The sequence below is a fragment of the Flavonifractor sp. HCP28S3_F3 genome (assembly GCF_052065355.1).
In the GTDB taxonomy this organism is placed as follows: Bacteria; Bacillota; Clostridia; order Oscillospirales; family Oscillospiraceae; genus Flavonifractor.
Window position 1 is genome coordinate 36,558 of sequence record NZ_JBQHUF010000009.1, and the last position, 14,907, is coordinate 51,464.

7 protein-coding genes and 2 riboswitches are annotated in these 14,907 nt (G+C 57.2%); all 7 genes read right to left on the minus strand.

The window, feature by feature from the left end; genetic code table 11:
* Nucleotides 1–454: 454 nt before the first annotated feature.
* On the minus strand, nt 455–3,094 hold the full coding sequence (locus tag ACTNB1_RS09385; RefSeq protein ID WP_441169071.1) for an ATP-binding cassette domain-containing protein: 2,640 nt from the start codon (nt 3,092–3,094) through the stop codon (nt 455–457).
* Entirely contained in the window at nt 3,091–4,074 is a 984-nt protein-coding gene (locus tag ACTNB1_RS09390; RefSeq protein ID WP_441169072.1) for a TIM barrel protein, read from the minus strand. Before ACTNB1_RS09390 ends, ACTNB1_RS09385 begins: the two co-directional genes overlap by 4 nt.
* The gene (locus tag ACTNB1_RS09395; protein ID WP_242623773.1) at nt 4,071–4,976 is read right to left on the minus strand and encodes an energy-coupling factor transporter transmembrane component T; all 906 of its coding nucleotides are present in this window, start codon (nt 4,974–4,976) and stop codon (nt 4,071–4,073) included. Before ACTNB1_RS09395 ends, ACTNB1_RS09390 begins: the two co-directional genes overlap by 4 nt.
* Before the next feature lie 16 nt (nt 4,977–4,992).
* Complete coding sequence (locus tag ACTNB1_RS09400; protein ID WP_441169074.1) at nt 4,993–5,859, minus strand: DUF4430 domain-containing protein; 867 nt, start codon at nt 5,857–5,859, stop codon at nt 4,993–4,995.
* Nucleotides 5,860–5,871: 12 nt separating this feature from the next.
* Nucleotides 5,872–7,506, minus strand: coding sequence for an S-layer homology domain-containing protein (locus ACTNB1_RS09405; RefSeq protein WP_441169075.1), 1,635 nt, complete (start codon nt 7,504–7,506; stop codon nt 5,872–5,874).
* A gap of 49 nt (nt 7,507–7,555) precedes the next feature.
* Nucleotides 7,556–13,516, minus strand: coding sequence for an S-layer homology domain-containing protein (locus tag ACTNB1_RS09410; RefSeq protein ID WP_441169077.1), 5,961 nt, complete (start codon nt 13,514–13,516; stop codon nt 7,556–7,558).
* Between the two features lie 109 nt (nt 13,517–13,625).
* Nucleotides 13,626–13,850: riboswitch (cobalamin riboswitch) on the minus strand.
* Nucleotides 13,851–13,852: 2 nt separating this feature from the next.
* Nucleotides 13,853–14,431: a homing endonuclease associated repeat-containing protein gene (locus ACTNB1_RS09415; RefSeq protein WP_294698267.1), complete on the minus strand. Its 579-nt coding sequence runs from the start codon at nt 14,429–14,431 to the stop codon at nt 13,853–13,855.
* A gap of 194 nt (nt 14,432–14,625) precedes the next feature.
* A riboswitch (cobalamin riboswitch) is annotated at nt 14,626–14,761 on the minus strand.
* Nucleotides 14,762–14,907 lie beyond the last annotated feature (146 nt).

Genomic DNA, 14,907 nt, shown 5'->3' on the forward strand with positions numbered 1-14,907 from the left:
AGGTTTTGCCAATAATCTCTCCTCCACCCGAAGTGGGGCTAATATCTTTAAATGCCGTGACAAAGCTTTTTCCATAAAGCTAAGACCTGTTTTAAGCAAAACAAAATCCCCCAAAGCCTCGCGGCTTCAGGGGATTGGTCTGGTGGACGATACAGGACTTGAACCTGTGACCTCCCGCACGTCAACACCAAGTTTTGCTTTTTTCTAATCTTTTTTGGAGGTTTACAGCCATTTCTATTCCGAATAGATTGTTTTCCGGTTCGTTTGAAACGCACACTTTCCGGCTGTTTCGACCCTGTCTGTGGCTGGTTGTGTGGTCAAAGAAACGATAAAAATAGAACGAGAATATCCTGGAAAGCCGTATGCTATCTTCACTCTATTGAGGGAATCTGGTGAAGGAAGATGATTTTAATACGCTGTTAACAAAGATATCCTTCTGAGGTTCTCAACGCATTTACTCAACCAGACCATATTTGACCTTTATACGATCCAGTTTTTCCAGCATAGGTTCCGCACCAAACCACAAAAACAGCCAGGTGGCCATGGCGTGGATGCAGTCAAAGGGCATTCCTACGACATAACTGCTCAGCAAGATGCCGCCTGTCAGTTCCCGGTTTGCCGTCAGAGCCGAAGCCGGATTCATGATACCACCGTAAATCAGAATCGCGCAGAGAGCACCAAAGACACACAATGCGCCCCGGGTCCTCATCAAAAGTCCCTTGCGGAACAAAATGCCCGCCAGAAATCCGATGATACCCATGGAAAACATCTGCCATGGTGCCAGGGGGCCTTGCCCGAACATGACGTTGGAAGCTAGCATAGTCATGGCTCCCACCAAAAAGCCGGTTTCCCCGCCAAAGGCCACGCCTGCAATAATGGTCACCGCCATCACCGGCTTGAACTGGGGCAGCATGAAAAAGAATGCCCGGCCCGCCACGCCAATGGCACACAGCACCGCGATGATGACCAGCTCCCGGGCCTGGGGCTTCCGGCCTTCAAAGGCCAGGAAAAAGGGAAGCATGGTTTCCAGCAGGATCAGGAGGGAGATAAAATAATACTTCTTCCCGCCCAGATAGGTGATCCCCACAAAGAGCGTCACCGGAATAAGCAGTACAATCAGAATCGTTGCCGCCAGTGTGCGTTTGGCCAGCTTCCGCTGTTCCTTCGGTGTCTGCCTCAGATAGTCCGGCCGATGGCTGCGGCGTGTAATACAGACGGCAAATACGATCAGGGAACTGCAAAAAACCAGGTATAGCAGCAGCTGCTCTCCCGCCAGGGAAGTCAGCCCCTCGGCGGTGACCAATGCGGTTAGATCGGTCACGCCCATAAAAGAAAGAAACAGAAAAAGCGCGACCCCCGCTGACAAGGCCGCCAGCAGCTTGCGCCACCAGGGCAGCTTTTTGGGTTTTTCCGCCGGGCTTCCTTCTTTCGGCTCCGGCAGGGGAGGGATGTCGTCCGGCAGCTCCGGCGCAGGCGGCAGATACCCGCCGCACAGGGCAATCACGTCCTCCGGCGTCACAGCTTCAGGCTCAAGCTCCCGCGCCATACGGTTGGCAGAGGTAGTATAAAAACTGTTGCCGGAAAAGAATGCCCGGGGCGTACCCTCTGCCACGGTGCTGCCGTCAAAAAACAGAGCGCAGCGATGGGCATAGCGGGCACAGAATCCGATATCATGACTGACCATCAGAATCGTAACGCCCCGCCGCAAAAGCACCTGCAAAATCTCCGCAAGCACCTGTTTGAACTCCGCGTCCAGTCCCTTGGTGGGCTCGTCCATCAGCAAAATGTCAGGATCCAGCAGTAAGACCTTGGCCAAAGCCGCCCGCTGCTGCTCACCTCCGGACAGGTCGTAGGGGTGACGATCCAACAGGCCTTCCAGTCGGCACAGAGCGACCACATGGGCGATCCGCTCCGCCTGCTCGGCTTTTCTGCCGCCCAGAATCTCTGCCAAATCCTCCCGAACCGTTTTCTTTACAAAGAGGGCCTGGGGATTTTGGGGCAAAACACCGATTGTGCCCTGGCAGTTTACCGTTCCCCGATAGGGCTTCAAAAGTCCGGCCAGCAGCTTTAGAGACGTGGATTTACCGGCGCCGTTTCCGCCCAGAAGGGCGTAGAACTCCCCTTTTTTCAGGGTGAGGCCCAATCCTCGCACCACATCCGGGCCGTCTTTCTCATACTTGAACCACAGCTCCGATGCCACCAGTACAGGCTCTTCCGGATATACCCGTGACGGTTCCGGCGGTATTGGATGCAGCGGATGCTTTGCTCCATAGTCTGTCAGCCACTCCCGGCCTTCCCGAACTGTAACGGGGCATGAACCGTTCTGTTCCACTGCCGCCCACACCCGCATGGCAGTGGGCATGGCCAGAAACATGGTGTGCCCGCTCGTCCGCAGGGCAGCGCCCACCTCGGCAGGTGTGCCGCTGCACAGCAGCCGCCCTTCCTCCATGACGGCAACTCTGGTGGCCAGGGGGAAGGCGTCTTCCAAACGATGCTCGGTCAGAATGATGGTTGTGCCCAGCTCCCGGTTGATCCGCCCAAGGGTGGCCAGAAAATCCGACGCTGCGATGGGATCCAGCTGGGAGGTGGGTTCGTCCAGGATCAGTACGGAAGGCTGCATGGCCATGACGGAGGCCAGATTGAGCAGCTGCTTCTGTCCGCCGGACAGCTCGGTCACATTTTTGTAAAACCAGTTTTCGATGCCAAAGAAGGCCGCCATCTCCGCCACCCGCTGGCGGATCACCGGCGTTTCATAGCCCAGGCTCTCCAGCCCAAAGGCCAGCTCATGCCAGACCTTGTCAGTGACGATCTGGTTGTCGGGACTCTGCTGGACAAAACCGATTCGCTCCGTCTGCTGCCGCTGATCCATGGAATCCAGCGGTTGTCCTTCAAAGAGAATGGTGCCGCTCCGTCTGCCATGAGGCGCGAGAACTGTTTTCAGCTGCCGCAGCAGCGTGGACTTTCCGCAGCCGGAGGGTCCGCAAAGTACCAGAAATTCTCCCCGCCGGACAGTCAGGCTCATGTCCCGCAGGATAACCCCGGACTGCTCTGGATAGGAAAAGCAAAGGTGTTCAATTACAAAGGTGTCTGTCATGGAATATTCTCTCTCTTCCGCAGCAGGATCTGTTGGATCTCTACCGCTTGTACCCGTTCCGCTCTGGCACGGGAGGTCAATTCGTGGGTCAGCCATGTCGGGGCGATCCGCTCCAGAACGGGCAATATGGCTGAATCTGTCCAGGGCCGGTGCTGGTCGATCTGAAGGACATGGGCATAATTGATGGAAAAACGCTGCTCGAATTCCTCCGGCCAGCCTTCCGGCAATCGCCCTGTATGGGTTTGGACATAGGGGCCGCTGAGAGATTGATGGAAATGGACGCCGCGAATCATAGCGCTGAGGCTGCCGTGCCGATCCAGCATAGCGCTGATATAGGCGGCTCCCTCACTTTGGCTTCGCAGTTCGGTACAACAGTTCATCAGATGCCCTGTATCCAGCAGGATTCCTTTATTGGCATAGCGTATGCCGTCCAGCAGCCGCTCTGTCTGCCTGGGCTCGGTGAAGGTAAAGCCCGGCCACCACTGGTTTTCCACCAGAAAAGCAAATGGCCACTGTTTTCCAGGCAAAAGCTCGTTGATGAGCTCCAGAGCGGCGGCAATGACCTGATCGTTGGTATGGGAGAAGCGATAGGTGAAGCACTCCTCCATGGAGACGTCTGAAACATGGAACACCACATATTCGGCGCCCAGGTGTTTTGCACGTTCCAGGTCGTCACGGTACTGCCGCAGCAGCGTCTCCCGGCCCAGTCCGCCGTACACAGCGGAGGCTTGTTCCAAAGTGCCGTATTTCTCCTTCAACGCCGGCCAGTTACCGTTCCAGAGATCCACCCAGTCATGGAAAAAGATCAGGTGGTAGCCCTGTACCAGCCCGGCAGGGAGTGCTTCCGGGATGGGTTCCCCACCCCATATGGCCTCAATGCCGTCACAGCCCAGGGCGTGCACCTCCTGCTGCAGGTCCGTCCAGTCCCGGTATTCCCGCAGCGTATCAGAATAGAGCGGCAGGCTCATACTTTGAATCATGTTGCAGTCTCCTTACTATGCAGCCCAGCCCACACCCGGTCTGCATGGACGTTGATTGCCACCGGCGTCAGGCACAACCCTGCCCAGCAAAGCAGAAGGCAGACGGTCACAGGAGTCAGCGGCGCGCCTTTTATGGTTGGATAATACCGCCAGAAAAGGCCGCCTGTCAATGCGCTCCAGCCGAGAACACCCCCGCAGAAGCAGAGCCACAGCAGGATCATCTTGTCCCGCTCATCAAAGCGGTAAATGGAAAATGCCGTTCTGCCCGGCAGCCCATAGCCCCGGCTCTTCATGCTGTCCGCCGTCTCAATGGCATTTTCCAGCGCCCAGGTGACCATAATGGAGAAGATCGTCACGGCGTTTCGGATCCGCCGCAGGAGGCTGCCGTCGGAGACGTCCCGCCCCACACATCGCTGGGCCTCGCTGACCACATGAAGCTGCGCCTTGAACTTGGGCACAAAGCGCAGCGTCATGGACAGCACCAGGGACAGGGCCGGGATCACTCTGCCGAACAGATACACGAACTTGTCGGAGGTCATCACGGCGGTATAACAGGAAAACCAGGAGATCACGGCGGCCAGCATGGCGGCGGCGGAAACGCCGTAGAGAATGCTCTCCAGCGTCAGGGGGTTACCCGTGGGCAGATAGGTCAGGATCGTAATGCCCTGGTGATTGAAGGCGGGATTGATTATCAGTGTCAGGAGCATCATGGGCAGGAGAAACGCCAGGGAAAACCGCACCGCCCGCTGACCGTTGAGGTACACCGCATAGACCACGCTGCCAGCCAGAGAAAGCCCCAAAATGATAGGGTGCAGGCAGAACATGGTCACCAGCAGGACCAGCGCAAAATACAGGAAATTGATGACTGGGTGGCAGCTGGAAAAGGCATCTCGATTTTGCACGGAGGTCTCCTTTCTGTTACGCTACCGGCCTGCCGACATCAGCTCCATAATCGCAGGTATAGACCCACTCCACTACATCGCCGTCCTGCAATTGATAGCGGCTGCATCCGTAGTTGGGAAACCAGTCGTTGACACTGTACATCCAGCCGGACAGCTCGCCCACATCGAATTCGTAGAGGTTGTGGATGCCTTCGATATAGGCGGAGTTATACATAGGCGTATCCTCAAACTCCATATGGATCTTCTGCTGCTTGCAGGTGCGCTGGAGTACGTTGAAGACGCTCTCTCCTTCATAGAAGGTGACGGTCATAGGTTCCAGGATCCATCCGTCCTCCGGAACCAGCTCTTTCTTTTCCGGATCGCAGAGATCCAGATTATCCAGAATGGTCGCGCAGGAGATGGAAATGGTGCAGCTGTACGCTGTTGTGCCGATGGTCACATCCTGAGGCTCCACCGGCAGCGGTTTGCCTTCCGGTACCGGATCGGTCAAATACTGATCCTTTCCCGTCTCCGGGTTAATGACCATCTCCGGCTGGTCGGATGGCCGGGGCTGTTCGGGCTGCTTGGAAGCGGGAGGCTCAGCAGTCTGCTCCGGTGTCGCTTTCGCTGGTTCTTCCTTTGTATCATCCACCACTGCGGAGGGCTCCGGTGTATGTTCCGCAGCCGTCTCCCCAGGGGTCGGAACTGCCGACGGCTCCTGCGTCTGCTCCGGTTCCGCCGTATTATGCAGATCTCCTTCCAGCGCAGGCTGGGATGCCTCATTTACCGGGACAGTCCAACCCCGTGCGCCGGGGGCGTTGCCGCCATACCAAAACGCGCCGGCCAGTACCGCCGCGATCAGAACCGGTATGAGTACCTTCCATTTATGCTGTTTCCACCACATGACGGATTCTCCTTACAGCAGTTTGGCGCTGTCCAGCATACGATACAGCATTTCGGCGATCTCACAGCGCAGGATCGCACGGGCAGGCTCCACATTCAGGTCGCTCTGGTTGAGGATGTCCTCGCCATAACAGAACGCAACGCCCTCCTGAGCCCACTGGGCAATGGTCACATAGTCGGTAAACTGTGCCAGAACATTGAGGATCTCGTAGTTTTCCAACTCCGTATCCATACCGCAGAGCTTGGCGGCACGGGCCACCATGACGGCGGCTTCCTGCCGGGTAATGGTGCCGTCGGGATTGAAGCGCCCGTTGCCTGCCCCGGTAATGATGCCGTAGGAATAGGCAGTCCCCACATAACCGGCGTACCACGCGTTGGAGGAGACATCGGTAAAGGCGTTGGTGGCCTTGGGCGTCAGCCCCAGAGCCCGCACAACGATGGCAGCAAACTCCGCACGGGTCATGGTGGCGTTGGGGTCAAAGCGGTTGTCGCCCTTGCCGGTGATAATACCCCGGGAAGCCAGTGCCTCGATGGCTTTCTGGTTGGCGTGACCGGCCACATCGGCAAAGGAGACACTGCCGCTGACAGGTACCGGCTTGACGTCGGCGTGCTTGCCGGGCAGGCCAATGGTTTCCTTTGTCACACCGCTCACATGGATGGTCACATCATCCATGTGGTAGAGTGTGCTCTTTCCAGCCGCGGCGCGCTGGGCCGCCACCAGGCCGTAGAGGCCCTGCTCACTGGCCATCTGGCTGTCGCCGTTTCCGGCGGAGGTATGGAGGAAGCTGCCGTTGTCCTGCCGGTAGCTGAGCAGGTTCTCCAGCAAGGTATGGCCGTTTTTGACAAAGCGGGCATCATTCAGATCAATGCCCAGGGCGCACAGGCCCACGATAACCTGTACCACGCTTTCGGAGCTGCTGGTATTATGGCTGGCATAGCCGCCGTTGCTCTCCTGGGCTGCGCTCAGGTAATCCAGCGCCCGGTCAATAGCCGCCTTGACCTCGGGCTGGGACTGATAGCCGGCCAGAGCCTGGAGGGCCATTCCGGTAATATCGGGGTCGCTCTGACCGGCACCGCCCTTGTCGGTCAGGTTCCAGCCGCCGTCGTTGAGCTGCCGGGCAAGGATCTCGTCCACATACATCTGCCGGGTGGCCTGGGTTTTGGTGTTCTGGTTCCGGGGCATATCATAATTTCCTGCGTCCAGCGCGATCAGCGCCCAGATTGGGCCGTTGATGCCCTGCCAGATGGTTTTGTCAAAGTCTCCCAGAGGGGTGAGCAGATTATAGCCCGCCACGTCGGTGGGATCGGCGCCGATGGCGGTGAGGGCCACGATCAGGCGGGAATATTCGGTGTACTTCTTGTCGTGAAGGTTACCTTTGTGCTCCTCCACATAGTCCTCCACTGTGGCGTAATAATCATCCCAGTATTTCTGGGGAACGTCGTAGCCGGAACGGGCCAGGCCAATGACCGCCCATTCGCCGCCCACGGATCCCACCTGAGGCTCACGAACGGTGTTGAGCATATATTTGGCGCTTCCCTGCACTGCGGCGGTCAAATCCGTCTCCGCCGCAAATGCGGGGACACTCAGATTGAGCAGTAGCATGAAAGCCAGCAGAAAGCCTGTTCCGCGTTTGAAAACCGTTTTCATAGGAACTCCTTTCCGTGCCGGGGTGTCTTACGCCCCCCCACGCCGTTTGTTATTTCGTCAATTCTGTGAAACGCATGAGAATGGTCGCCACTTCGGCACGGGTGGCCGTACCGGTGGGATCAACGACATTGGCGGTTTTGCCGGAAATCAGCCCAGCGCCCACTGCCCACGCCATGGCGTCGGAAGCCCAGGCGGCGATCTGATCGCTGTCAGCGAACTTGCTCAGGTCGCCTTTGGCAATGGTATCCAATTTGCTGTACTTGGCGTAGCGATAAAGCATGGTAGCCAACTCTTCGCGGGTGATCGCCTGCGTGGGTGCAAACTTGCCATCGCCGACGCCGCTGACGATACCGTTGGCGCTGGCCCAGGCCACGGCAGAGGTATACCAGGTATCCGGTGCCACATCCATAAACGTTTTACCTTCACCCCTTGCAGCAGGCTCGCCGGACAGACGATACAGGATGGTGGCCAGCATGGCCCGGTTCAGGGACTCGTCAGGAGCAAAAGTAGTGTCGCTGGTGCCGTTCATCAGGCCGTTTCCATAGACATAAGTAATGGCTTCAGCGGCCCAGTGGCCGGACAGATCGGTGAAGGGCATGGCCTTCTGTGTGGTCACCACAAAGGTGCTCAGATGGGTGATCTTCACCTGCATGCTCAGTTTCCCGTTTTGCTTGATGCAGGTTCCGGAAACAGTTTCTTTGGAGCCGTCGGCACTGAGCGCGATCACCTTGTAAGTCTCGCCGGAGACAAAGGCGGAGCCAGTCACCGGAATGGTGACGGTCAAGGATTTTCCGTCAAAGGTGGTGAGTTCCTTTTTGCCGGAGGTAATGGACACCTTTGCCACCATCGCGCCTTCCAACTGGGAAGCGCTTACCTGCTCTTTGACATCCTCAGGCTTCTTGGCTTCCACTGTGATCGTCACGGTGCTGCCGCCGGCCTGTCGGGTAAGGCTGTCCAGAGCGTCGTTGGGGATGGACACGCTGCCCACGCCGGTCTGCACTTCCAGGGCCGCGTCGGTGTTCTTGACCACGTCCTTCAGGGACTGGGTAGGAACTTCCGTCATCACCTTCTTGGCCTCGCCGGTGACCTGAGGCGCAATAACAATGGAGCTGCTGCCCTCGGTCTTGGCCGTAGCGATAGCGTCCTTCATCTGAGTTTCATCCACTGTGACCTTGGCACTGCCGTTCTTGTCCGGCTTGATCTCCGGGGTAATGGTGCTGGTACCGCCCTCTTCCGGCTTGCCGGTCTGTCCGGCATTGGGATCGTCCCCCAGATCCACACCCAGGTTGGTGGTGTAGCGCCACTTGATGACCTCGCCGCCGGTGAGGGTGTAGCGGCTGCATCCGTAGTCGGGATAGACGCCGTTTACGCTGTACTTCCAGCCGCTGCCGGAGCCATGGTCAAACTCTCCGTCGCCGTCAATGGACTCTACATAAACACTGTTATACTGGCTGTTATTGCTGTACTGATACTTGATCCCGCGCCGATCCATCTCCCGCTTAAGTACATCCCACACGGTTTCACCTTTGACGATCTCCACCTCGGTGGGACTCAGGACATAGCCTTTATTGATGGTCAGCTTGTCGATGGAGAGGGTGACGGTGGCCTTGTCCTCGGGCTTGATCTCTCCGGCCTTGGTAACGGTGATGGAGGCCGTGGCAGTCTTGTTGCCGTCCGCCGTGGTGACGGTGATGGTAGCGGTGCCTTCTGCCACGCCGGTGACCAGGCCGGTTTTGCTGACAGTGGCCACCTCCGGCTTGCTGCTGGAGAAGGTAACATTCTTGTTTGCCGCCGTGGCGGGAATGACCAGGGCATTGAGCTGTGCCGTCTTGCCGGTCTCGATCTTTGCGCTGGTGGGAGTCAGAGTCACGCCGGTGACCGTCGTGCCGCCGCTGCTGCCGAAGGTCACGTCATTCATGTCATACAGGCTGTTCCCTCTGGGGTTTGCATAGAACCGGCTGAGGGCCGCCAGGGTGTAGAGAGCCTGCTCGGTAGCCATGCCGTCAGAGCCACCGTTCATGGAGTGGCGGAAGGAGCCGTCCTCCAAAGCGTACATCAGCAGGCCGTCCACCAGGCTGGAGCCCACTTTGATGAAGCGCTCGTCCTGATCCGGGTCGATGCCCAGGGTGCACAGGGCCACGATCACCTGGCTGGTGGCCTCCGGATTGCCGTAGGAACCGTCGGTGCCTTGGGCCTGGGACAGGTGGGTCACCGACTTGTCCACGGCCTCTTTTACATCCTCACGGGTATTGTAATAAGGGGCCAGAGCCTGGAGGGCCATGCCGGTGATGTCTACATCAAAGGACGGGCCGCTGAGGCCGAAGCCGCCTTCCTCGGCCTGATAGACGCCCAGCAGCTTATCGATCATCTGCTGTTCGGTCATGGTAACGGATTCTGGGCGGGATTCCTTCAGGCTGGCATGAGCATTGATGGCCAGCAGGGCGTAAATCAGCTCATTGGAGCCCTGCATATCGCCCAACACAGCTCCATTCCAATAGGTTTCCTTGTTCCAGCTGTAATCCAACAAATTGACGCCGCCCACATCGGTGGGATCCTTACCGATGGCGGTCAGAGCCAGGGCCAGCCGCTGGGTCTCGGTGATCTTATTGTCCCAGGGGCGGGAGCTTACCTTTTTCTGCTCCTGCACCTTTTCATAGGCGGAGGCATAGTAGGTCTCATAGAAATTTTCGGGCACTTCGATGCCTGCCCGGGCCAAGCCCAGGATGCTCCACTCCTGAAGGAAGGCAGGAGCGTTGTTCAGGGCATTGAGCTGGTATGCGCCGGTCTTGGCCAGGGCATCGGCCACCTGCTCCTCTACCGGTTTGTTGAGGGCGGGGTCGCCGGCCTTCACATGAACCGTGAGTTCAATGGTTTTGGTGCCGTTGGTGGTATCCTTGGCGGTGCCTTTGAGGGTGACGGTTCCTTCCTTTACGCCCTTGATGAGCCACTGGTCGTTGGAAACAGTGCCCTCTTCCAGGGAGAAGTCTTCATCGCCCTGCATGATGACGGGATAGCTGCGGTAGGCAAGCACCTGGCCTTCGCCGCTCTGCTCCCAGGTCATGTAGCTCTCGGAGACGTGGAGACCCTTGGGATACTTCTCCGGCCATTTGGTATCGTTCTCGCCGGTGAAAATCAGTCCGGCGTCGATGGTCTCACCCACCTTGACGGTCAGTTCTGTTTTCTCCGCAGTCAAGGATTGCAGGGGATTGAGGTAGTTCAGCGTTACTTCCCTGGTATCCGTAAACTGTTTATCCAGTTTGGGATCTTTGGTAGTGACGGTGACGTTGACCATCCCTGCCTTCATGGGAATCAGGTTTTGTACCAGAGCGCTCTGGAATTCCATAATGGTTTTGTCGCTTGTGGTGACATCGTAGCTGCCGGCATAGGTAGCCCCTTCGGGCTCCACCTGGGCCATATGCTCCTCGCTGCCCACAATTGCTTCTCCATTTTCATCCACATGGCGCAGCGGGTTGAAGCTGGCCTCGCCGGGGGTGCCGTTCTGTCCGACGGAGTTGGGACTGCGGCGGTGAATGGTATATTCTCCCTCAAACAGGCACTTGATGCCGGTGGCTGCTGTGTAGCCGGCCGTTACCCGGACGGCGGCGGAGACGCCGTTGAGGGACGCCGTCAGGTTGGCAGTTCCTTCTTTATAGATGGTCACCCAGGCATCGGAATCCACATGGATCGCACTTGAATTACTGCTCTCCCAATCGAAGAGTCCGTAATAAACCGGGATCTCCTTTCCTTCTACCGATACATAGGGAACCAGCTCAAAGCCCTGGCTGCCCTCCACCGCATAGGTCTTATTGGTATAGTCCTCGCCGCCAATCTTCAGCTTCAGATCAAAATAGCTGGGCACCTTGGCCTCGATCTGGAAGGACTGGAGCTCCTTTCGCGGCGCACCTTCTGTCCCCTTCAAGAACGCCGTGACCGTCACCGTACCGGCATCGCGCACCCATACTCTGGTCTGCTCCGAGTCTTTGTCATAATATACCATGATGGGGGCATCGGTGGCGTGTGAGGGGGTCTCCCACTCCAGCTGATCGCCCTGGTAGCCGTCAATGGTCAGCGCGGCTACATCGCCGCCCTGCTCGCCGAATACGCTTACCTTCAGCACATCATCCGGCTCTTCAATCGAGGCAGTTTCCTCGGTAATCAGGTTTGTAACGGTTACAGCCTTGAAGTCGGGCTTGACATACTCCTGCTCCTCCCCCAGCCAGGGAAGGCCCTTGTCACTCTGGTGCCACTCCATGCCGCCATAGCGGTGTGTGTTGAGCATGGCGCGGAAGCTGTCCTCTTTTTGCTTGGCGACGTCCTGACTGTCCACCATGGAAGTACCGGTATCAGTGCCAATTGCTTTTCCCTCCGGCCAGTAGCTGTGGAGAATATGTCCGCCGTTTCCGGTCATTACCAGCCCGCCGGAGCCGCTGCCGCCGGGCATTTGATACACATAGCAGTTGGCAATGACAGAGCCGGAGAACATCGTTCCCACAAGACCGCCATATTGGGTGTCCGCCCAGGAATAGCAGTTGATCAGCTTACCATAGAGCTTATCCACCAGGGGCACATTGGTGATGCTGCCGTTGGCACCCAGGTTCTGAATCACGCCGCTGGGGCCAAGGGTGTTGATGACAGGATTCGGATACTTGTCTGCACCTGCAAAGGTTACGGTAAAGCCATTGCCGTCCAGCACACCATTGAAAGGCTTGATTTGGGTACCAAACGGATCGTAAGTACCCACATAGTCCACAATGTCGTTTTTCAGTTTATAGTAGCCGGCGCCGCCTTTTGTCGAAAGCTCCGCCAGCTCCTCGGCTGTGGAAATCATCGTCCACTCCTGGCCCTCCGGCAGCTCCGTCACCGCAGCCGGATCTGCGATCTCAACCAGAGCGTCGACAGCGTTTTTCAGGGAAGCAGTCTGCTCGGCCAGCTTTTCCGCAGTAGCGGCTGGATTCTGTAAAAGGTTTTTGGCAGGCTTGAGGGCTGCCTGTACGGCAGACCAGCTGGCATCGGTATACCGGCCCTTTTCACTGGGCACTTTTGCGATCTCGTCCTGAAGGGCCACACGTTCCGCCGCCGTTGCCGTGGTGCGGTCGGGAACTAAGCCGTCAATTGCCGCCTGCAAATCCTTCCTTGCCCCATCAATGGCGGCCTGGGTGGCGTCTGCATTGTCCAGAACGGCTTTTGCCTTGTCACGGGCAGCCACAAAGGCCTCCCAACTCTCAGATGTATAAGTAACATCTTCTTCGTCAGGAACGGCATTTGTATTGTCCTTTACCCTGTCGTACAGCTCCTGAAGTGCCGTGCGATCCGCCGCAGGTTTCTCTGAAGCAATCGGCTTGGGCACGCCGCCCTCGTCCATAGCCCAGTACAGCAGCCCGGCCTCGTGGACAGCGTTCAGCTGCGCCATGGCATACGGATATTCGTCAGCATTGATTTTCTTGTTGTTCGTATCGGTAAAGTCGCCATTGTATACAGCGTCATAGAGGGTATAATAGCAGTTTTCAATGACAGGCAGACCGGTCGCCTCACCAACAAAGCCGGAGTCGGCGTTATCCGTTGTAGAGAGGCAGTTTTTAATGGTGCCGCCAGCCATGGTGCCAACAAACCCGGCAAAGCACCACGCGGTATAATCATATCCGGCCCCAGACCAGCAGTTATTCACTGTTCCGCCTGTCTGTGTGCGGGCCAGCGCACCTACGGTATCGTCCTCGCCTGCTACTTCACCGTCCAGGCAGAGGTTCTGTACGGTGCCGCTCAGGGTGTTAAACAGCGGCTGGCCGGCCACAGTAATGGTGTAGCCATTACCGTCCAGGGTTCCGGAAAAGTCAATGGCTGTCCATCCGCTCAGTTCAATATCCGCTGTCAGGACATAGCTGCCGTCAGTCATTCCGGCCAGGTCCTCCTGGCTGGACACCTCTGTTACGCCCTCCGCCGCCAGTACACCGCTGGGCAGCAATCCCAGTACCATGACAAACACCAGCAGCAGGCTCAATACTCGTTTCTTCATATTTGCTCCGTCTCTCCTTTTGAGTGTCGCTCTGCCAGGGCATAAAAAATGCCGTGACAGATCCCAATGATCGCCACAGCCGTGTTCCCATGGTCGGGTCGCATTTCGACGACCCTTTGCATTCCTTGTAGGTCTTCTGACTTGCGCTTCCGGAGAAATTCCCCACAACGCCGGATCTGCCTTCCCAGGTCTCCCCAGTGACTGACTTTCGTCAACGATCCGGTGTCTCGGCGCTTACAGCGGCGGTTACCGTTCGGGACTTGCACCCGATTCCCTTGTTCATCCCTCCCTCTGCTTCCGCCGAGACAGGGCCACAACAAATGCTCTATTTACTTGTCAGTTATCCATCTTCGCCTCCTGCCATTTCTCAAAATGCTCCGCGGCGGCAATTACGTTCTCCCACGAACGGAATCGCTCACAGAGGATCTTCGCCTGCGGTACATCACGTTTGCGCGGCGGGTATCCAAGGCGGCATCTGCGGCGGGTCACATCCTCCAGAGCACCGCAGATCTCCGGCTCCTCCGCCAGCATCTGTGACCAATCCGGCATAATCAAATCCGGTGTTGGCAATCGCCGCATCCCGGCTGCCCGCAGTGCGCCTGGCCAGGTACCAAACCGCGCTTTCAGGTAGATGCGATACAGAGAAAAGACCTCATCCTGTGTGGGCGCACGTCCCAGGCGTGACGCCGCATCGTGCAGAACAGCCAGCAAATCCTCGTCGGAATAACTGGCATAGACCGCCCTGCCAAGCCCACTGGACAGCGTAAGAGATGTATAAGGGTGCTTTTCGCCGTTGTCTGCGTACTCTGGTGGAGCTTGCTGTGCCCATTTCTGTATCAAATTGCGATATTGTTCTGCCTCTTGCGGCGTAAGCCTGGCTGGGCGAGCCTGTCTTCGCTTGCTGACGGTCTTCACCCCCTTCCGGTTTCGGGATCTGCTGCCGGTTCAGAAAACAAAAAGCCGGCAGACAATGGTGTCTGCCGGCAAAAAGCAGATATCCATTGCCGATCCCTGCAAATCGAGCGTTTGCACATCAAAAATGTACAAAAACCCTGGCCATCCCCATACATGGGCATGGCTGCAAAAATCGGCAATGGATACCACCTTGATCAATTACCATGGAACAGGCTGACAATCCTGGCTTATGGCCGGAGCCAAATACAGTAGAGGTAAGACTGCGCCGGATTCTCACCGGCTTGTCAGTTGGCATATGTCAAGCATATGACCTGTTCACGAAAATATTCTATCCGCTTTTTATGACGTTGTCAAGGGAATCCGAAGACAAGGATACCTATGGCAGCCCTTGTCTTCAACTGCCGACTTTTGCCGGGCTGGTTCTTTGGGTCAAACTTGCTGTTTCCTCAGGATCGGACTTCCGGGATCCACAGCTG

What these genes read in the sequence shown, in the direction of transcription:
- ACTNB1_RS09405 (WP_441169075.1), bottom strand. Translation starts at nt 7,506, where the DNA reads ATGAAAACGGTTTTCAAACGCGGAACAGGCTTTCTGCTGGCTTTCATG.
- ACTNB1_RS09400 (WP_441169074.1), bottom strand. Translation starts at nt 5,859, where the DNA reads ATGTGGTGGAAACAGCATAAATGGAAGGTACTCATACCGGTTCTGATC.
- ACTNB1_RS09410 (WP_441169077.1), bottom strand. Translation starts at nt 13,516, where the DNA reads ATGAAGAAACGAGTATTGAGCCTGCTGCTGGTGTTTGTCATGGTACTG.
- ACTNB1_RS09390 (WP_441169072.1), bottom strand. Translation starts at nt 4,074, where the DNA reads ATGATTCAAAGTATGAGCCTGCCGCTCTATTCTGATACGCTGCGGGAA.
- ACTNB1_RS09385 (WP_441169071.1), bottom strand. Translation starts at nt 3,094, where the DNA reads ATGACAGACACCTTTGTAATTGAACACCTTTGCTTTTCCTATCCAGAG.